Annotated in this window: 16 protein-coding genes and 1 pseudogene; 15 read left to right on the top strand and 2 right to left on the bottom strand. The window is 60.5% G+C overall.

What is annotated here, in order from left to right:
• The first annotated feature begins 112 nt into the window (after nt 1–112).
• The 5 genes from MPN23_RS16085 (at nt 113) to MPN23_RS16065 (ending at nt 5,739) form a co-directional block, all read left to right on the top strand.
• Complete coding sequence (locus MPN23_RS16085; RefSeq protein WP_243545254.1) at nt 113–1,792, top strand: M14/M99 family metallopeptidase; 1,680 nt, start codon at nt 113–115, stop codon at nt 1,790–1,792.
• A gap of 192 nt (nt 1,793–1,984) precedes the next feature.
• A complete protein-coding gene (potA, locus tag MPN23_RS16080; RefSeq protein WP_243545253.1) occupies nt 1,985–3,082 on the top strand; it encodes a spermidine/putrescine ABC transporter ATP-binding protein PotA in 1,098 nt (365 codons plus the stop codon).
• Nucleotides 3,075–3,938, top strand: a complete 864-nt coding sequence (gene potB, locus MPN23_RS16075) for a spermidine/putrescine ABC transporter permease PotB (protein ID WP_243545252.1) — start codon at nt 3,075–3,077, stop codon at nt 3,936–3,938. Before potA ends, potB begins: the two co-directional genes overlap by 8 nt.
• Complete coding sequence (gene potC, locus MPN23_RS16070; RefSeq protein ID WP_243545251.1) at nt 3,935–4,702, top strand: spermidine/putrescine ABC transporter permease PotC; 768 nt, start codon at nt 3,935–3,937, stop codon at nt 4,700–4,702. Before potB ends, potC begins: the two co-directional genes overlap by 4 nt.
• The gene (locus MPN23_RS16065; RefSeq protein ID WP_243545250.1) at nt 4,699–5,739 is read left to right on the top strand and encodes an ABC transporter substrate-binding protein; all 1,041 of its coding nucleotides are present in this window, start codon (nt 4,699–4,701) and stop codon (nt 5,737–5,739) included. The genes potC and MPN23_RS16065 overlap by 4 nt, the downstream gene beginning before the upstream one ends.
• A 404-nt stretch (nt 5,740–6,143) precedes the next feature.
• Here the strand turns inward: MPN23_RS16065 and MPN23_RS16060 are convergent, their stop codons facing one another.
• Entirely contained in the window at nt 6,144–7,562 is a 1,419-nt protein-coding gene (locus MPN23_RS16060) for a sigma-54-dependent transcriptional regulator (RefSeq protein WP_243545249.1), read from the bottom strand.
• A complete protein-coding gene (locus MPN23_RS16055) occupies nt 7,547–9,052 on the bottom strand; it encodes a sensor histidine kinase (protein WP_243545248.1) in 1,506 nt (501 codons plus the stop codon). The genes MPN23_RS16060 and MPN23_RS16055 overlap by 16 nt, the downstream gene beginning before the upstream one ends.
• A gap of 277 nt (nt 9,053–9,329) precedes the next feature.
• On the opposite strand from MPN23_RS16055, the gene MPN23_RS16050 reads away from it, so the two are divergent.
• The 10 genes and pseudogenes from MPN23_RS16050 (at nt 9,330) to MPN23_RS16005 (ending at nt 20,062) form a co-directional block, all read left to right on the top strand.
• Nucleotides 9,330–9,737: a response regulator gene (locus MPN23_RS16050; protein WP_243545247.1), complete on the top strand. Its 408-nt coding sequence runs from the start codon at nt 9,330–9,332 to the stop codon at nt 9,735–9,737.
• Nucleotides 9,738–9,741: 4 nt separating this feature from the next.
• A complete protein-coding gene (locus tag MPN23_RS16045; RefSeq protein WP_243545246.1) occupies nt 9,742–11,427 on the top strand; it encodes a sensor histidine kinase in 1,686 nt (561 codons plus the stop codon).
• A 13-nt stretch (nt 11,428–11,440) separates the two neighbouring features.
• Nucleotides 11,441–11,812, top strand: coding sequence for a response regulator (locus tag MPN23_RS16040; RefSeq protein ID WP_243545245.1), 372 nt, complete (start codon nt 11,441–11,443; stop codon nt 11,810–11,812).
• A gap of 25 nt (nt 11,813–11,837) precedes the next feature.
• Nucleotides 11,838–12,245 (top strand): sigma-54-dependent transcriptional regulator, encoded by a 408-nt coding sequence (locus tag MPN23_RS16035; protein WP_243545244.1) that lies wholly within the window; start codon nt 11,838–11,840, stop codon nt 12,243–12,245.
• A 67-nt stretch (nt 12,246–12,312) separates the two neighbouring features.
• Nucleotides 12,313–13,576, top strand: a pseudogene (locus MPN23_RS16030) (sulfite exporter TauE/SafE family protein).
• Nucleotides 13,577–13,579: 3 nt separating this feature from the next.
• The gene (locus tag MPN23_RS16025; RefSeq protein WP_243545243.1) at nt 13,580–14,287 is read left to right on the top strand and encodes a hypothetical protein; all 708 of its coding nucleotides are present in this window, start codon (nt 13,580–13,582) and stop codon (nt 14,285–14,287) included.
• Between the two features lie 40 nt (nt 14,288–14,327).
• Nucleotides 14,328–16,937 carry a PEP/pyruvate-binding domain-containing protein gene (locus tag MPN23_RS16020; RefSeq protein ID WP_243545242.1) on the top strand — a complete coding sequence of 870 codons (2,610 nt, stop codon included), beginning with the start codon at nt 14,328–14,330 and terminating at the stop codon, nt 16,935–16,937.
• Between the two features lie 85 nt (nt 16,938–17,022).
• Nucleotides 17,023–17,298, top strand: a complete 276-nt coding sequence (locus tag MPN23_RS16015) for an acylphosphatase (RefSeq protein WP_243545241.1) — start codon at nt 17,023–17,025, stop codon at nt 17,296–17,298.
• Between the two features lie 206 nt (nt 17,299–17,504).
• Nucleotides 17,505–18,482 carry a chemotaxis protein gene (locus MPN23_RS16010; RefSeq protein WP_243545240.1) on the top strand — a complete coding sequence of 326 codons (978 nt, stop codon included), beginning with the start codon at nt 17,505–17,507 and terminating at the stop codon, nt 18,480–18,482.
• Nucleotides 18,479–20,062, top strand: a complete 1,584-nt coding sequence (locus MPN23_RS16005) for a DUF885 family protein (protein ID WP_243545239.1) — start codon at nt 18,479–18,481, stop codon at nt 20,060–20,062. Before MPN23_RS16010 ends, MPN23_RS16005 begins: the two co-directional genes overlap by 4 nt.
• The last annotated feature ends 101 nt before the right edge of the window (nt 20,063–20,163 follow it).

The following is a 20,163-nucleotide window of genomic DNA, read 5'->3' as shown; positions in this document are numbered from 1 at the left end:
CCGGACTCGGCGAAACCGCTTCGCCGATCCGGTCCTTTCCGCATCGACTCAGCTTCGGTTCTGCGTCATCTTTCTCGCGCTGTTCCTCCTGATCGCGACAGTGCATCCGGCCATGGCCGACTCGTGGGAACACGTCTTTTTCCGCGGCACCCAATACCCCCTGAAGGTCTGCTACATCGAAGGCGCCCTGCCCGGCCCCACGGTCATGGTTCAGGGCGGCATTCAGGGCGACGAGACTTCGGGATTCGTCACGGCCCAGATTCTCTCCCGCGTCAAGGCGCTTCGCGGCAACCTGATCGTCCTGCCCCGGGCCAACGTGCCCTCCATCAACCTGCGCGCGCGGCAGGTCAACGTGGACATGAACCGCCGGTTCGATCAGGACTACAACCGATTCTACGAAGACCGCGTGGCCCGGGTCATCCGCTTTCTGCTCTCCCGCAGCGACGCGTTCATCCACCTGCACGAGGGCAGTGGCTTCTACACCCCGGTATGGGTGGATTCCATGCGCAATCCCAAGCGGTACGGTCAATCCATCATCATCGACAGCCTGCGCTACAAGACCATCGACCTTGCCGACACCGTGAAGGGTGTGCTTGAAGAGTTGAATCGACACATTCCCACCGGGGACTATCAGTTCCGCCTCTTCAACACCCGTACCTTCGAACGGGGCACGAACTACCCGGAAATGCGCAAATCCCTGACCTGCTACGCCCTGTCCGAGCTCGGCATTCCGGCCATGGCCGTCGAAGTGAGCAAGGACATCATCCAGCTCGACTGGAAGGTCCGGCATCAGCTCGCGGCCACGGTTCTGCTGCTGAAACGCCTCGGCGTGGACGCTGTGGCGCCCTCGATCAATGATGCGGACATTTCCGCCTATGCCCGGATGAACGTGGACGTGCAAGTGAATGGCAGGAGCCTGAGGGGAGGCAGCCTGAATCTGGCACCGGGAGCCACGCTTGCCGTGGAAACCCGCGCCGGTGGGTTGGAAACCTTCGAGCCCACGCTGGCCCTGTTCGCTTCGGACCGTCCCGGCGTCAACCTCATGAATGCCCGGCGCATGGTGCTTGAACCTTTTTCCGAACTGGAACTGCGCAGCGACGGCCGACGCGTGGCCCGGGCCCGGATCAACTGGACCGGACGACTGCCCGAATCCCCGGGCGGGGACAAGCCGGTTTTCGTGTGCTGGCTCAATGGCAACCCGACCTTTGTTCGTGAAGGCGAAGTGCTTCGCGCAGTCGAGGGCGACCAGCTCATTCTGGAGGGCATCTGGGGCAGCCATCGAGAGGAAGTCATCAACTTCAAGGGATTCGTCGCCATTCCATGGGCCAACAACGGCCAGGACATGGGCTGGGAAATCATCCTTGATCCCGACAACTTCATGGACAAGTACCGCATGAAGCACGGGAAAACCCTTGTGGCAAAATACCGCGTGGTCCGGGAAACCCCGGGGGTGCGCAGAAGCGAATTTCGGGTCGAGGTGGAGCCGAGGCGCGTTCTGGCCCTGCGTCTGGCCGATCCGTACGGGCAATCCCTGCTGATTCCCTGGACCCCGGGCGGCGCCTATCACCTCCCTGCCGGTGAATACGAGCTCGAAGGAACCTGGAGCAACGGCCCTTCCGACAAGATCGTGGCCACGGCCGGAAATTCCCCGGTGGAAACCGGTGGCAGATTCCGCCTTGATGCAGGCAGCCGTCTCACCTTCGAGGTGCGGCAGGCCACCACCTTTGGCACTCTCGGCAACATGACCTTTTCCTCGGGCGGGCTGGCCCTGAACACCAATCCGGACCAGTAATCATCGTTTCCCGCGTTTTTCCGCGGCCTTGCCCCAAACCTTTGCAAACAGACGTACGAAAAAACTCGTCCCGACCCTGATCTTTTCTGTTTCTTTTTTCCAAAAAAACCTATATTAGCTCAGGCCGTCCACCGGTGTACCAGTCTGGTAACGCAGGGTCCGGCGGAATATCTCATTTTCAGGGGGTATGCCATGGCAGAGAACAACCATGTCATACGGCTCCGGAATCTTTCCAAAAGATTCGGCGAATCGTTGGTCCTTTCGGACGTTAACCTCGACATTGAAAACGGCGAGTTCCTGACTTTTCTCGGCCCGAGCGGGTGCGGGAAGACAACGATCCTGCGCATCATCGCAGGTCTTGAGGAACCCACAACCGGCGACGTGTTTCTGGACGGCGTGCGCGTGAACGACGTGCCTGCGGAAAAACGCAAGGTGAACACCGTGTTCCAGAGCTACGCCCTGTTCCCGCACATGACTGTGCGGGACAATCTCGCGTTCGGCCCGAAAATGGCCGGGGCGAATCCCAGGGACACGGATCGCCGCGTGCGCGAATCCCTGGAACTGGTGGATCTGGGCTCCATGATCGATCGGATGCCCTCCCAGCTTTCCGGCGGACAGCAGCAGCGCGTGGCCATTGCCCGTGCCATCATCAACAATCCCAAGGCCCTGCTTCTGGACGAACCCCTGTCCGCGCTGGACGCCCGCCTCAGAAAGCGGATGCAGACCAGCCTGAAGCAGCTCTGTCGGGAACTCGGCATTACCTTCATTCTCGTGACCCACGATCAGGAAGAGGCATTCGCCATGTCCGATCGCGTGGTGGTCATGGACGAAGGCCGGATCGTGCAGGTAGGCACGCCGGTTCAGGTGTACGAGGAACCCGTCAACCTGTACGTGGCCGGTTTCGTCGGCGAAACCGCCATTCTGGACGGCAAGGCCGTTTCCCGGACCCAGGGCTTCCTGCAGGCCGAGGTCGAGGGCAAGCCCTGCGTCCTGCACACCAAACGCACCTTTTCCGAGGGCCAGCCCATCAAGGTGGTTCTGCGCCCCGAAGACATTCTCGTGGAAAGCGAGATTCCGGACAATGACGACCATCTCTGGCTGCCCGGCGAGATCACCGAGACCGTATACAAGGGCTCGACGTGGGACATGCTGGTCGAGCTGGATTGCGGCAAGGTCGTTCGCGTCACGGAATTCTTCAACGAGGACGACGACCGCATCTGGCACAAGCCGGGAGACCGGATTTTCATGAGCTGGTACACGGGTTGGGAAGTGGTGCTGCCCGATGAATAACAAAACCCTTTTCCGCCGACTGTCCGCCGGGATTCCCGGGCTGTGGCTGATCGTCTTCGGGCTGGCTCCCCTGCTGATCATGCTCGCTGCGAGCTTTCTTGCACGCAGCGAATCCTCGTTCATCACGCCCGCGTTCTCGCTGGAAGGCTATGCCAAGACGTTCAGTCCGCTGTTCCTGACCATCCTGCTCAAGTCCGCGTATCTCGCCGGAGGCACAACCCTGCTCTGCCTGCTGGCCGGATACCCGTTCGCCTATTGCGTGGCGCGCATGCCCAAAGCGTGGCGCGGCCCGCTGCTCATGCTGGTGATCATCCCGTTCTGGACCAATTCGCTGATCCGAACCTATGCGCTCGTGTTCATGCTCAAGTCCAAGGGCCTGCTCTCCCAGTTTCTGCTCTGGGCCGGAATCATCGAAAAACCGCTCTCCCTGATGTACACCGAGGCCGCAGTCTTCATCGGCATGACCTACACGCTTCTGCCGTTCATGATCCTGCCCATCTACTCCTCCATTGAAAAAATGGACAATCGGCTGCTGGAAGCGGCACGCGATCTGGGCGCGAACCGCTGGCAGGCATTCCGCAGGGTGACCCTGCCCCTGTCCATGCCCGGCGTGCTCGCAGGCTCCATGATGGTGTTCCTCCCGGCCCTCGGCATGTTCTACATCCCGGACCTGCTGGGCGGCGGCAAGCACCTGATCGTGGGCAACTACATCAAGAACCAGTTTCTCACGTCCCGGGACTGGCCGGCCGGAGCCGCGGCAAGCATGGCCCTGACCGCGCTCATGCTCTGCCTGCTCTCGGTCTACCGCTGGACAGACAGACACCGCAACGGCGGCAAGGGAGGCAACGGCATATGAACCGCTTCCTGCGCCTGATCCGACTGGTTCCTGTCTACCTCTTCCTGTACGTGCCCATTCTGGTGCTCATCGGATTCTCGTTCAACGACTCGAAGTATTCCGTGGTCTGGAAGGGGTTCACCTGGAAGTGGTATTCCCGGCTGCTGGACAATACCCAGCTCATGGACGCGGCCCTGAACACCCTGACCGTTGCCGTGCTGGCCGCGAGTCTGGCCACCGCCCTCGGCGTGCTGGCCGCCGTGGCCCTGCACCGCTACCGGTTCGCGGGCCGATCCGCCATGAAAGCCGGACTGTTCGTGCTCATGATGAGCCCGGACATAGTCATGGGCGTTTCCCTGCTCATGCTCTTCGTACTGCTGGGCATGGCCCCGGGGTTCTGGCCCCTGCTTCTGGCTCATGTCACGTTCTGTCTGCCCTTTGTGACCACAACGGTACTGTCGCGGCTCAAGGGCTTCGACCCGCACCTGATCGAGGCGGCCCAGGATCTGGGGGCCGGAGAGTTCCGCACCTTCCGACACGTGATCCTGCCCCTGTGCTGGCCCGCCGTGCTCGCGGGATGGCTGCTCTCCTTCACCCTGTCCATGGATGACGTGATCATCAGCTTTTTTGTAACGGGGCCGGATTTCGACATCCTTCCCCTGCGCATCTACTCCATGGTACGGATGGGCGTGAAGCCCGACGTGAACGCGCTGTCCGCGTTCATGGTGGGACTCACCGTCATCCTTGTATTCACCTCGCAACTCCTTTTGAGGAAAAAGAAATGAAGAAGCTCGCTTTGACCGTCCTTGTTCTGGCCCTGTTCGCGGCTGCTGGTCCGGCCATTGCCGCGGAACGCGTGGTCCATGTCTTCAACTGGACCGAGTACATTCCCGAAGGGGTCATCGAAGAATTCGAGGCCACGACCGGCATCAAGGTGGTGTACGCCACGTTCGAATCCAACGAATCCATGTACGCCAAGCTCAAGATGCTCGACGGCAAGGGCTATGACGTGATCGTGCCGTCCACCTATTTCGTCAGCAAGATGGCGCGCGAAGGGCTGCTCAGGGAACTGGACCATGCCAAGCTGCCCAACCTGAAAAACATGGATCCCGCCTATCTGGACAAACCCTTTGACAAGGGCAACCGCTATTCCATGCCCTACGCCATCGGCGGCACCGGCATCATGGTCAACAGGACCGAAGTGAATCCCGAAAGGATACGCTCCTGGAAAGGACTCTGGGATTCCTCCCTTGCCGGGCAGATACTGCTCATGGACGACATGCGCGACGTCTTCGGCATCGCCCTCAAGATCAATGGCCATTCCCTGAACGACACCGATCCCAAGCACATCGAACAGGCATACGAACTCCTCAAGAGCCTCATGCCCAACGTGCGCACCTTCAATTCCGACACGCCCAAGACCCCGTTCCTGAACGAGGAAGTGGGCGTGGGCATGATCTGGAACGGCGAAGCCTTCGTGGCCATGAATGAAATGGACACGCTGGAATTCATCTGGCCCGAGGAAGGCGGCCTGTTCTGGATGGATTGCCTGTGCATTCCGGCCGGGGCCGAGAACGTGGACGAGGCCCACGAATTCATCAACTTCATCCTCCGGCCCGAGGTCGCCAGGCAGATGGTCGAGGAATGGGGCTATGCCACGGCCAACCGAGCCACCATCGACATGCTCCCGGAAAACTACCGCAAGAGCAGCGTCATTTTCCCGCCCAAGGAAGTCATGGACAAATCCGAATTCCAGAACGACGTGGGCGAAGCCATCTTCGTTTACGAAAAATTCTGGAATCGACTCAAAGGCGGTCACTAGAATCAGCAAAGCCCCGATCCATGCGGACCGGGGCTTTTTTCATGGCCTTCGGCACCCCTCCCGGGGGGCTGGGCGCTGCCCAGACCCGCCAAGGAGCAAGGCCCCTTGGATCCCCATCTGTTTTCGGAATGTGAAGAGGCTGGTCTCATGTCCTGTCAGGGCATGAGACCAGCCTCTTCACATTCCGAAAACGGGTAGTCCTCAAAAATTCTTTCTTTTTTACCTGTTTCCCCCGAACTTTGCCTTTTCGACAGGGCAAGCCCTGCTTTTCCGCGTCCGACTACGCCGCCATGCGAACTGGACAGGTTTCCCCGTTCCTGCAGGCGGCGTAGAACCAACAAGCTTTGAAGAGCCACGAGAAACTTTCACGAAAGTTTCTCGTGCCGCCGGAGGCACTCTTCCCCCTATCCCTTGCCGTTGTCCTTGAGTCCGTACCTGTCGATTCGGGAGGCAAGGGTGGGCCGGGTCATGCCGAGGAGCTTGGCAGCGCGGGTGCGATTGTTTCCTGTGATGTCCAGGGCCTCGGCCACGATCAGACGACCGTAGCGATCCATGAGGGTTTCAAAGGCATTGTCGCCCGCGTGGGTGCCGAGTTCGCGGCGAATCATGGATCGCATGCTCTCGCGCAGGGATTCCGCGCTCTGGCCGGTCTCCACGTCCTCGCCCACGGCCTTGGCCAGATCCTTGCGGGTGAGGGCCACGCCCCGGTTGAAGATCAGGGCCTTCTGCAGGGTATTGGACAGCTCGCGCACATTGCCGGGCCAGTGGTAGGCACGCAGATATTCCTTTCCATCCTCGGCAACTCCTGGGGTGGGCATCTCCATTTCCGCACTGAGCCGGGCCATGAAATGGTCGGCGAGCAGATCGATGTCCTCGGGCCGTTCACGCAAGGGCGGCAGGTTCACGGTCACGACCTTGAGCCGATAGTAGAGGTCCTCGCGAAATCGTCCTGTTTCCACGGCTTCCTCAAGATTGCGGTTGGTGGCCGCAATGATGCGCACGTCCACGGGGATGGGCTCCCGCCCGCCCAGACGCTCGATCTTCTTTTCCTGAAGCAGCCGAAGAATCTTGGCCTGAATGTTCAGAGGCATGTCTCCGATTTCATCCAGAAAGATGGTGCCGCCGGATGCCTGTTCGATCTTGCCGGCCCTGCGTCGATCCGCTCCCGTGAATGCGCCCTTTTCATAGCCGAACAGCTCGGATTCCAGCAAAGTGTCGGGAATGGCCACGCAGTTGATGACCATGAAGGGCTTCTCGGACCGCAGGCTGTGCTGATACACGGCCCGGGCCACGAGTTCCTTGCCCGTGCCGGACTCGCCGCGCACCAGCACGAGCGCATCCGTGGGCGCGGCCCTGCCAATGGCCTTGTACACCGCGTGCATGGCCCGACTGTTGCCGATGAGCGCCCCGGCCTTGGCGTATTCCGGCGCATCGCCCATGTGCACCTGTTCCCGGGCAAGACGGCCCGCTTCCAGAGCCTGGGCAATGAGTTCGAGCATCTCGGGGATGTCGAAGGGTTTCAGAATATAGTCGTAGGCCCCCATCTTGGTGGCCTCGATCGCGGTCTCGGTGGTGCCGTAGGCAGTCATGATGAGCACGGGCAGACGCGACTCGACTCGGCGCATCTGGGCAAAGGCTTCCAGTCCGCTCATGCCGGGCATGCGCACGTCCATGATCACGAGATCCGGGGGCGCGCCCTTGACCTCGGTCACCCCGGCTTCGCCGGACGCGGCAGTGCGCACATCGTGCCCCTCCTGAGTCAGGAGCTTGCCGAAGCTCTGCCTGAGTTGCGAATCATCGTCTACGATCAGGATCTCAGCCATTTGCTCTTCTCCTTGAGAGGCAGGGCGAGCAAGAACGTGGTGCCCTTGGGCCCCGAGGATTGCAGATGCAGCCAGCCGCCGTGCTCGGCCATGATGCGGTTGGCTATGGACAGGCCCAGGCCCGTGCCCTCTTCCTTGGTGGAATGAAAAGGCTTGAAAATGTCGTCCTGCATGCCCTTGGGAATGCCAGGTCCGTTGTCCGCGACACGGATCACGGCCATGCGTCCGTGGGGTTCAATCACGCCCACGTCCTCGGCAATGGAGATGCGCCCGCCGTCGACCATGGCCTCGCAGGCGTTGAGCACCAGATTCATGAGTGCTTCCTTGAGCTGCTCCGGGTCCACCTGCACGTCGGGCAGCCGGTCCTCGCGCTCCACCACGGCCTCGACTTCCGAGGATTCCAGCCGATGACTGAGCAGCGCAAGGGTGGAATCCACCACATCGGAAGGCGACACGCGCTGCATCTTGAGCTTGGGCGGCCGCGAAAATTCCAGAAAATTGCGAATGATGGTGTCCAGATGCCGGATTTCCTCGGAAATCACGTCGAAATCCTCGCGCTGGAGATCATCGAGCCGGAGACTGCGCTCCAGAGAAAACAGCCGCATCTTGACCGAGGTGAGCGGGTTGCGGATGGAATGGGCCACGCCTGCGGCCAGCTTGCCCACCATGGCCAGCTTTTCGGACTGGGCGATCTGATCCCGGCTCTGCTGCAACATCTGATGGGCCATCTCCACATCGTCCAGCAGCGTATGCATGCGGTCGGACAATGCGCCCATTTCGCCGGAAAGATTGTCGTTCCTGCCGCCGTCGTCCAGATCGGCCAGCCTCCGGATCGGTCCGAGAATCTGCTTGAACAGGATGATGCCGAGCCACAGGGCCAGAATCGCGGACACGGGCACGGCGGCCAGGGACAGGATGGTCAGGGTCTTGGCCTGACTGCTGTACGCGTTCCCGGCCATGTCGATGCGTTCTTCATGCAGCCGCTTGTACTCCTCGCACATGTCGTAGATGGACTGGAATCGGCGCCGCACCTCCTGATGCAGGACCACGGCCTCCTCGCGCCGGTTGCGGGCATACAGGGAGATGACCTTGTCACGGGAGTGGGTGAACCGCAAATATGCGGACTCGATGCGATTGAGAATATCCCGCCCCTTGTCCAGATAGTTGGAGCGCCGCGCCTTGCCCAGCCAGGTTTCGAACGCCATGTGATGGCGACCGATCTCCTTGAGCCAGCGCTGGTCCTGATCCAGAGAATAATAGGTGGTGAGTCCCTTCTGGACCACAAGCTCGCTTTCCAACCCCTGAGCCGCAAGCAGAGCCTGAAGGTCGTATTCCTCCAGATGGGAAAACAGAACCTGGGTGCTGTGCGCATACCAGAAGGTCACGGCCGCACCCGACAGGGTGGCGATGAGCAGCGCACCAATCAGCCCGAGAAGCTGGCTGCGCAGCGAAAGCCGAAACGGGCCGAGTCGTTTGGTCAGTTGATTCATGTTGCGTCTCCGTACCGCTTTTCCCGGTACAGTTGTTTTGGTTAAACGAAATCGCGAATGAAAAAAAGCTCGATTCCCGAAAATCGGCCCGAACGATCGCTCAGGGTGTCAGGATTTTTTCCACTTGCAAAAATACCTGACGCCGCAAATTCGGACACTTCACCCTCACGCTTGTGAAAAAAGCAACAATCGGAACGAGTTGAGGATAATCGCAAGAGGTTATTCTTTTGGCATGCATGTTGCCCTTTACAGAAACAAGAATCTGTCGAGGAGCAACATGAAGGCGAGCGACATTCGCATACTCATTGCAGAACGCAACCGGAACATCCGCGACTTCCTGCGCCGCGAGTTCACCCGAAACGATTTTCAGGTGCTTTCGGCCCGGGACAGCGCAGAACTCTTCGACATTCTGGAATCCGACAATCCGCCCCACGTGATCGTGCTGGACGCGGACACCCCGAACATCGAAGGCGGGGACATGCTGGCGCGCATCATGGCGGCCAGACCGGACATCCCGGTGGTGGTACACGGCTACAACGGCGACATGCCCGCGACCTCCGCAGGCGAACGGGCAGCCGGAGTCGTGGAGAAAAGCGGCAATCCCGAGACCCTGACCAGAACGGTCCGGGACATCCTGCGCAAACATCAGCCCGAGCTGTCCGAAACCCAAGGCGAACAGGAGTAGTTCCATGTCCGAAGGAAGGCACTACCAGTCCATCACGCGCAACATGATGCTCACCATCATCGTGGTGTCTTTCCTGCCGCTCCTCGCCATCACCCTGATCGCCGGATACCAGTACAGCGTGGTCTACAAGAAGCGCGTGGTCCAGAGCCTCTCCGAACTGGTGCTCAAGCACGAGCAGGCAGTGGACACCTACCTGGACGAGAAACTCGCTCAGGTCCAGGTACTGGTCGACATCATGGATTTCGATTCCTTCCGCACTCCGCAACGCCTCGCGGCGTTGCACCGCTCCCTGGGCCTGCGGCACGGCACCGACTTCGTCGACATCTCCCTGATTTCCGAAGACGGCGTGCAGCAGGCCTATGTGGGGCCGTTCAAGCTGGGCAAGGCCGACTACTCCTCGGCCCCGTGGTTCAAGGAAGTAATGAAGCGCGGCGTGTGCATCAGCGATGTGTTTCTGGGCCTGCGCGGCGTGCCCCACTTCATCGTGGCCGTGAAGTTCAGCCACGGCGGAAGGGAATGGGTGCTTCGCACCACACTGGACTTCGTGGACTTCAATGAAATGGTCGAGCACATCAGCATCGGCGAAACCGGACAGGCCTTCATCATCAACCGGCAGGGCCAGTTCCAGACCCGGCCACGCACCCCCCTGAACTATGAAATTCCTTTTCTGCTCCAGCTCATCGGGCAGGCAGGCTATGGCGACACCCGGGCCATGGTCCGGGAAAATCCGGTCACGGAACGCGAAACCATTTTCGTTGCCACGGAACTCAAGCGCGGAGACTGGGCGCTCATCTACCAGCAGGAAGCCTCGGACGCATTTTCCGAGCTGAACCAGACCCGCAATCTGGCCATCGTGGTCATGCTTCTCGGCTGTCTGGCCATCGTGATCACCGCGCACATGATCACCCGGCGCATCGTGAGCCGCATCCGCTACGTGGATCAGGCCAAGGACATCCTGAACGAACAGGTGGTGGAAGCGGGCAAGCTGGCCTCGGTCGGCGAACTGGCCGCAGGCATTGCCCACGAGATCAACAACCCGGTCGCCATCATGGTCGAGGAAGCGGGCTGGATTCAGGACATCCTCAAGGAAGGCATCCGCAACGAGGACGACCTGAACGAAACCGCGCGCGCCCTTGCCCAGATTCGCACTCAGGGCGCCCGCTGCCGGGACATCACCCACAAGCTGCTCTCCTTTGCCCGCAAGATCGACCCCACGGCCATCGAAATGCAGCTCAACCTGCTCATCCGGGAAATGGAATCCCTGTCCGAGCAGCGCGCCCGGTTCGCCAGCGTGCACATCGAGACCGAACTGGATCCGGCCCTGCCCAGCATCATGGGCAGCCCGTCCGAAATGCAGCAGGTGCTCATCAACCTGATCAACAACGCCATCGACGCCATGGAAAAAAAGGGCGGCGACCTGCGCATCGCCACACGCAAGTCGGACGACGACATCGTGCTCACCGTGGAGGATCAGGGCGAAGGCATTCCCAAGGCCAACCTCAAGCGGCTGTTCGATCCGTTCTTCACCACCAAGCCCGTGGGCAAGGGCACGGGACTGGGCCTGTCCATCATCTACGGCATCGTGCGCAAGATGGGTGGGGACATTACCGTGGACAGCACCGTGGGCAAGGGCACCGCGTTCACCATAACCCTGCCCTCCGCGGACAAGGCGCGGCGGGAACAGGAATAGGACGGGGACGGTCATGAACGACGGCAGAACCATACGGGTGCTTCTGGTGGATGACGAAACCGGGTTCGTGGACGTGCTGGCCAAGCGCATGATCAAACGGGGATTTTCCGTGATTCCGGCCTTGTCCGGAACCGAGGCCATACAGATTCTCCGGCGGCACGACTTCGATGTGGCCGTGCTGGACCTGAAGATGGAGGACATGGACGGCATCGAAGTGCTGAAGTTTTTCAAGAAGATGGTCCCGGAAATGCCGGTGATCATGCTTACGGGCCACGGCTCGGAACAGGCGGCCAGAGACGGCGTTGCCTTTGGCGCATTCGACTACCTGCTCAAGCCGTGCGACCTGGACACTCTGGTTCAGAAAATCCGGGAAGCCGTGGAATGACCTGCGGCGGACACGGGAGGTGGATATGCGAATCCTGCTCATTGACGACGAAGTCGAATTCCTGACCCCACTGACCAAGCGGTTGAAGCGTCGCGGCATCGACGTTTCCGTGGCGGGCAGCGGCGAGCAGGCTCTGGAGTGGCTGGCCAGCCACGACATGGACGTGGCCGTGCTGGACATGAAGATGCCCGGCATGGACGGCATCGAGACCCTGCAGGAAATCAAGCGGCTCCATCCGGACGTGGAAGTGATCATGCTCACGGGCCACGCCAGCGTGGAAGCGGCAATCAAGGGAATGGAACTCGGCGCCTTCGACTACATGATGAAGCCCGTCGAACTGGACGAACTGGTCTTCAAGCTCGAAGACGCCATGCAACGCAAGAAGCTCCATGCCCCGGGGGGCGCGGAGCACGAGACGAATACAGCCGGATGACCGGTCCAGAGGCTAGAGGATTGAGGAAGCTGAACCTCAGACTGAAACACAAACCAAGGAAGCTGTCATGAACATCGGGAGAAGAATGTATGACTCGCTCATCGCGGCCGCACAGGCCCACGCACAGTGGGACATCCAGGCCACGAAGAGCATTGTGGGGAACAGGAAGAAGCTCCTGCTCGTCACGCTGATGGCGATCGTGCCCGTGGTCCTGATTTCCTCTCGGATTCGCCGAAGGTCTGGACCTCCCCGCCGCGCTGGGCGGCAAAAAGGCCTACACCCCGGCCTTCTATACCAACTCCATTTTCATCGCGTCCATCGGCATCGGTCTGTGTGCGGGCCTGATCACCGGCTGCATCGGCGCAGGCGGCGGGTTCATCATCACTCCGGCCCTGATGTCCGCGGGCATCAAGGGCATTCTGGCGGTCGGCACGGACCTGTTCCACATCTTTGCCAAGGCCATCATGGGCACTGCGGTGCACAAGAAGCTCGGCAACGTGTCCGTTGGTCTGGCTCTGGCCTTTCTGGTCGGCTCCGGCGCGGGCGTGCTCGGCGGCGGCGTGCTCAACCGCATGATCTACGAATCCAACCCCGTGGCCTCGGACACTTTCATTTCCGTGATCTACGTGGTGCTGCTGGGCTTTCTGGGCACATATTCGCTGATCGACTTCCTGCGTCTCAGGAAGGCGGGCGGTGGTGATGCGCACGGTGGCGGCGGCGATGCCTCGGTCGGTCTGCCGGCCAAGCTTCAGGCCGCGAAGATTCCTCCCATGATCACCTTTGATGAAGATCTGGTCCCGGGCGGCAAGTCCATCTCGGGCTGGTTCGTGGCCGCATGCGGCTCCATCGTGGGCTTCATGGCCGCCATCATGGGCGTGGGCGGCGGCTTCCTGACCTTCCCCATGTTCGTGTACATTCTGGGCGTGTCCTCGTTCACCACGGTAGGCACCGACATTCTCCAGATCATCTTCACCGCCGGTTTCGCGGCTGTTTCCCAGTATGCGATCTACGGCTTCATCTTCTACACCCTGGCCATGGGCATGCTGCTCGGCTCCCTCGTGGGCATTCAGGTCGGCGCACTGGTCACCAAGATGGTGCCCGGCATCTACATCCGCGGCTTCTACGCCCTGGCCATTCTGTCCGGCTTCGTGAACAGGCTGTTCGCCCTGCCCGGCAAGCTCGGAGACATGAAGATGATCTCCATTGACCCAGGGTTGGCCGGATTTCTGGCACAGATAGGCAACTGGCTGTTTTTCCTGGTCATCGGCATATTCGCCGTATGGGTCCTGGGCACGTTCTTTGGCAAGGCCAAGCAGCTGAGGGAGGAATAAACCATGTTGCGCAAGAAGAAGGAATTCACCAAGGGAATGGTGCTGGGTATCGCGTTCTTCGTGGTCCTTGCCTACATGTTCACCCCGAACTTCGGCGGTCAGAACGCATTCCACGCCTCGGATGCCCTGTTCAACTCCATCTCCAAGGGATCGACCTACTACATCCCGCAGGTGATGGAAGGTACGAAAAAGTTCGAAGGCAAGGCGTTCGAAGTCTCGATCTTCGAACATGATGCCAAGATGATCCCCTATGCCGCCGCAGTTCTTCAGGCCAACGGCCTGAACGTGGCTTCGGGCGAAGCCGGGCTCAAGGTCTCCGGCGACCTCGGCGACCTGATGCAGAAGGTCGTGAACGACTCGGACGCCATGTTCAAGAACGAAGGCGACGCCTTGTCCGCCAAGTACGGCATGGAGCCCCGTGAAGCCATGTACGTGTGGTGGAAGATCATGAAGGAAGTCAAGCTGGCTCTGGACCACCAGAAGGTGTTTGCCCCGGCCACCTTCATTTCCAAGTATGTGGTTTCCCGCGCCATTGAAGTAGGATACAACTACTACGGAATCGATGCCCAGGACGTGACCGAAAACGTCTGGATCATCGTCTTCGCACTGGTATTCTACGTGATCTACACCATGTGGTGGGGCTACTCCATATTCTTCATCTTCGACGGCCTTGGTCTGGAGATGAAGGCGGGCAAGAAGAAGGAAATGTAGCCAGAAGGCATAACCCTGAATCAAAAGCGGGCCGCGTCAGATGAACATTCGCAAGTGGTTTTCCCTTGGCAGAAAGGCCGAGAAGGAAAAGACCCGGGAGGAGCTTGCGGAACTCAAGCGTCTGTTCGCGGCCCGCTACAATCATTTCAAGCTGCTGCTCAAGGCCAACACCAGAACCCACGAACTCATCGCGGAACTGGAGGAGGCACTCCGGGGCATTCGGCCCTACGGCATGCATTACGTTCGCGCCCTGTGCACCCGCATCTCCACGGCCGTGTTCCAGATGATCCGCAATCTGGATCAGCTCGCGCCCGGCAAGTACGAAAACCTCTACCCGAGATTCAAGGACATCCAGCAGCAGATCAATCCGCACATCCAGCCAAAGCAGTATTCCGGACAGGGGGCGCTGGTGCTCCGCATCCGCGACCTGAGCCGGGATCAGGCCGACATGGCCGGATCCAAGATGGCCATGCTTGGCGAGGCCAAGAACAAGCTCGGGCTCAAGGTGCCCACGGGTTTCGTGATCACTGCCGCAGCCTACCGCCGCTTCATTTCCCACGGCGACCTGAAGGAGGAGGTCAACCGCCTGCTTCAGGCCACGGACCCGGATGACCGGGCCGCAGTGTTCAGCACCTCGTCCCGGGTCATGCAGCTCATCATGTCCACGCCCATGCCCCCGGAGCTGGAGGAAGCCATTCTGGCGGCCCACGACATCCTGCGGGAAATCGAGGGCGACGACGTGCGCGTGGCCGTAAGGTCCTCGGCTCTGGGCGAGGATCTGGAGGGTTCGACCTTTGCGGGCCAGTACCGCTCCATCCTCAACGTGGAACGCGAGGCCCTGCTTTCCGCCTACAAGGAAGTGGTGGCCTCGAAGTATTCGGTACAGGCCACGGCCTACCGCATCAGCCGGGGCATCAAGGACGAGGACGTGGCCATGTGCGTGGGCTGTCTTGCCATGGTTCCGGCGGAATCCAGTGGCGTGGCCTATTCGTCCAGCCCGGTGCATTCGCACGACACACGGGTGTCCATCCACTCGGTATGGGGACTGCCAAAACCTGTGGTGGACGGGTCGGCCGAAACCGACATGTTCATCGTAAGCCGCTCCCCCTTTTCCCTTGAGGAGCAGCACATCGCGGACAAGGCGGAAAAATTCGTGTGCGACCAGGAAAAGGGAACCTGCCGGATCGAAGTGCAGAACGGCAGACGGGACAAGCCCTCCCTGACCCCGGAACAGACCATCGAGGTGGCGCGCAACGCCGTGGCCATCGAGGAATATTTCGGCACGCCGCAGGACGTGGAATGGGCCATTACCAGTGACAACACCTTCACCCTGCTCCAGTGCCGCCCCCTGCTGCTCATGGAGGAACACGAAGGGCAGCTGCCGCATCCCACGGACCTGCCCGAGCCGCTCTTTCGAGGCGGGAGCACGGCCAGCCCGGGCGTGGGCGTAGGGCCGGTGCACGTGATCCGCAAGGACGCGGACGCCATCACGTTTCCGGACGGCGGCATCATGGTGCTTCGCCAGTCCCTGCCCAGTCGGGCCGCACTCCTGTCCCGGTGCAGCGCGGTCGTGGCGGAACAGGGCGGCATTGCCGGTCACCTCGCCAACGTTGCACGCGAATTCGGAGTCCCGGCCCTGTTCGGGGTCAAGGGCGCGCTGGACGGCCTGCAAAACCGCAGCATCGTGACCGTGGATGCGGATTCCCACGCCGTGTACGCCGGAGCAGTGGAACCGCTGCTTCAGGAAAAGCCGGTCAAGAAACTCATGCGCGGCAGCCCGGTGCAGGCAGCCCTGCGCGGCGCGGCCCGACACATCGTGCGCCTGAATCTGCTGGACCCGGATTCTCCCGACTTTCGCCCCCGCAACTGCCGGACGTTTCACGACATCATGCGTTTCTGCCATGAAATGGCGGTGCGCGAAATGTTCGAATTCGGCACGGAAACCGACTTTCTCCAGACCGCGTCGCGCCAACTCATCTGCAACGTGCCCAAGCAGTTCTGGGTACTGAATCTGGACGACGGCATCAGCGACGAAGGCAGGCAACGCCCGGACCGTTGCGTGCTGATCGAACACGTGGAATCCATTCCCATGCGCGCCCTGTGGGCCGGTATGCAGGCCGTTCCGTGGGAGGGACCGCCGCCCATTCACGGACGGGGCCTCATGTCCGTCATGTTCGAGGCGACCATGAACCCGAATCTGGAGCCGACCCAGTCCTCGCAGTTTGCCCAGAAGAACTATTTCCTCATTTCGCGCAACTATTGCAGCCTCCAGTCGCGGTTCGGCTTCCACTTCTGCGGGGCCGAAGCCCTTGTGGACGAGCGGGACAGCGAAAACTACGCGAGCTTCCAGTTCAAGGGCGGAGCCGCGAATCAGGAGCGCCGCATCCTGCGGGCCCGCTTCGTGGCCGACCTGCTGGAGGAATTCGACTTCCGGACCCGGGTACGGGGCGACAACCTCGCCGCCCGCATCGAGGGATTCGAACAGCCGATCATGGAACACCGGCTCAAGGTGCTGGGCTACCTGATCACCCACACCCGGCAACTGGACATGATCATGACCGATACCGCTGCCGTGGCACGGCGCAGGAAGAAGTTTCTCAAGGACATCGCCGCGTTCGACACGCCGGACCTTCCGGACGCCCGGGGCTGAAAGGTTTTTCCCTTCGCCCCTTTTCATGCGCGACGATATTCCGTACACTATTGTAACCTTGGATAATCACACCCGGAGGTGCGCAATGAAGAAGAGCTACAGATGCGTAATTGAAGGCAAGGTGACCGGAGGCAACTTCCAGTCATGGGCTCTGGCCACGGCTCAGGAACTGAATCTGACGGGCTGGATTCGCAACATCGAAGGCAACAAGGCCGAAATCCTGATCCAGGGAGAAGCCGAAGCCTACGCGGCGTTTCGCGAACGCCTCAAAACCGAAGCCCCTCTGCCGGAAATCAAGGACATTTCCTGCAACGTCATGGATTACGACAAGGTGCACGAGCACTTTGAAATGCGCGGTTGATCGCGCCCCGACTTCCAAAGGCACGGCCGTTCCCGGACCGCATGACCGGGAACGGCCTCCTCTTTTTCGCAAAGGTCGTGACTTTCGCCTTCCGCAAAGCGCGGCCCACTCCGCCACGGGCTTGCGTATCGCCTTTGCCTTGGTATAGATAGGGGTTGCGAATGGGAGTTCGCGCATACATCGAGTCCCGGCCAGGGGGGAACAGCATGACCAGCACCGGCATCCTGCTCGAATCCGGTACCAACGAGCTGGAAATCGTGGAATTCTATCTTGACGAAACCCGTGAGGACGGGTCCGGCTATCGCGGCTATTTCGGCATCAACGTGGCCAAGGTTCTGGAAATCATCCGGCAGCCCGAGCTCACGGACATGCCGGACACGTCCCATCCGGCCGTACTCGGCGCCTTCAACCTGCGCGACGAGATCATTCCGCTGATCGATCTCGCCAAATGGCTGGGCAAGAAGCGCTCCGACTCGGATGTGCTCAAGGTCATTGTCACGGAATTCAACCGTACCAAGAGTGCATTTCTCGTGTCCGGGGTCACCCGCATCCACCGCATCAACTGGAAACAGGTCGAAGCCCCGACCAAATACGTGTCCTCGCTGACCGTGAATTCCATCACCGGCGTGGTCAGATTCGGTTCGCGCATCGTGTTCATTCTGGACATGGAAAAAATCTGCGTGGACCTCAACCCGGCGCTTGAGCCGACCGAAACCGCGCCCGAGGCACTGACCACGGAAGTTTCCAACCGCCATGTCAAGGTGGTAGTGGCCGACGACTCCAGCATGGCGCGCAGAATGATCGCCCACATTCTGGAAAAGGCGGGGTATACGGTCCACAGCGTGGAGAACGGGGAGCAGGCATGGAGCTACCTTCAGGCCCAGAGCCGGAAATGTCTGGAATTCGGAGACGCGCTGAGCGACCATGTGGACGCGGTGGTGTCGGACATCGAAATGCCGGTCATGGATGGGCATACCCTGACGCGCCGGATCAAGGAAGACGCCATGCTCAGGAATCTGCCCGTGGTGCTCTGCTCCTCCATCATCACGGACACGCTCCACCACAAGGGCATTTCCGTGGGTGCGGATGCGCAGATATCCAAGGCGGAGCTCAATGAACTGGCCGAAACGGTTTTTCGGCTGGTGAAAGACACGGAACAATTGCGGGACGAACCACACCGATGAAATCCAAACTCGCGGACAAATACTTCGCATATCTTGCCAAGCACTTTCCGGTCATGTGCGCTTCGGCACGCTTTTCGTTCATGCCTGCAGTGCGGACCTCTGCGGACAGGCTGGACCGGCTGGAGGATTTTTCGCAAAGCAGCATCCGCTCCCGCATGGCCAAAATCCGCAAGTTCAAGAATCTTTTCGAAGCGGAACAGGCAAAAGCCGACACCGTCGAAGACCGGGCAAAAGCCGAAATTCTGGCCCAGAACGCCAGCGGCATACTCACGGAATTCGAACAGGCGCAGACATGGCGCAAGGCTCCGGAGCTCTATCTCTCCGTGGCGTTCACCGGGCTGGCCCAATGTCAGGACATGCCGGCGGAGACCGACTCGGTCCGAGCCAGACGCATGGCCAAGCGCCTTGTCAAGATTCCCGGATTCCTGTCCCGGGTCGCCAGAAACGTCGAAGCCATCAGTCATTCCAGCCGAGCCGCAGCCCAGACGCTGGTTCGGGACTGTGCCCGATTCCTCAACACCCTTGAGTCCGGTCCCCTGAGCCGGGAAGGCAGGATCGCCAGACTCGCGCAAAAGGGGCTTGTCTCGCTGCGCGACTTCGACAGATTCGTTGCCACGCGGCCCGAGGTGCCCGAACCCGAAGGACCGGACTTCACCACGGTCATGTCCGGCGTGCTGGGATCGGACAAATCCGCTGCGGAAATCTTCGAGATAGCGGAAACCGAATGGCGCATCCGCCTGCGCGAACTGGATCGGGCCTCCCGCGACTTCGGCAGGGACTGGCATTCCCTGCTCGAGGACTACACAGGCATGGATGGGACCGCCCCTCTGGACGAAATGGTCCGCACCATTCACGAACTGCGCAGCTTCGTCATGGAGTACGCCCTGCCCGGCATATTCCGGGACGCGGACCTGCACATTCACGAACCGCCCCTGCACCTGTCATCCATGCCCGATCCGATCCAGTACGAAGCCGGACTGCTTCCCGACATCCCAGCCAAGTGCTTCATCAATGTCCACGCCTTTTCCGGACGGGGATTCCGGGACGACCAGACCATGCTGGCACGAATCCGGCGGGAACACCTGTTTCTGGCCGCACGCTACACCTATCCGGGCCTGCACCTGCTCCATTCCAGCCGCCGGGCCTCGGACGACCCGGTGTTCAGCCAGACTGCGCATCCCCTGTTCGTGCATGGCTGGCTTGCCTTTGCCGAGGACATGCTCGGGGAACTGGACCTTCTCAGGGCTCCGCAGCCCCGACTCGTTCTGGTTCGCCGCGCCCTGCGCCGGGCCGGAACCGCCATGATCGACGCCGGGCTGGCCACCAAAGCCCTGACTCAGGACCAGTGCCTTGAAATTCTGGAACAGACCGGGTTTTCCCGCCATGAAGGACTGGAACTGGTCCGAACCATCCGGCTCATGCCCGGCAACAAGGTCTGCCCCGTGCTCGGCCTGCACGAGCTCCGTCAGCTCCGTTCGGAATCAGGCCTTGATCTGGGCGAATTCTGCTCCAGAATCCTTCAGGGAGGCCATGTATCCTTTGCTCTTGCCGGACATCTCGTGAACAGGGACAAATCCTGACAATTCACGATTATCACGCCGAGCCCGTGGTCATTACGCCAAGCTTCCGCTAGACTGCCTACAGTATCCTTCTGATCAACCATTTGCCGCAAGGGGGGAAG

The organism is Pseudodesulfovibrio tunisiensis (assembly GCF_022809775.1).
Taxonomy (GTDB): Bacteria; Desulfobacterota; Desulfovibrionia; order Desulfovibrionales; family Desulfovibrionaceae; genus Pseudodesulfovibrio; species Pseudodesulfovibrio tunisiensis.
Note: the sequence above shows the minus strand (reverse complement) of the source record. Positions and strands in the feature narration are given on the sequence as shown.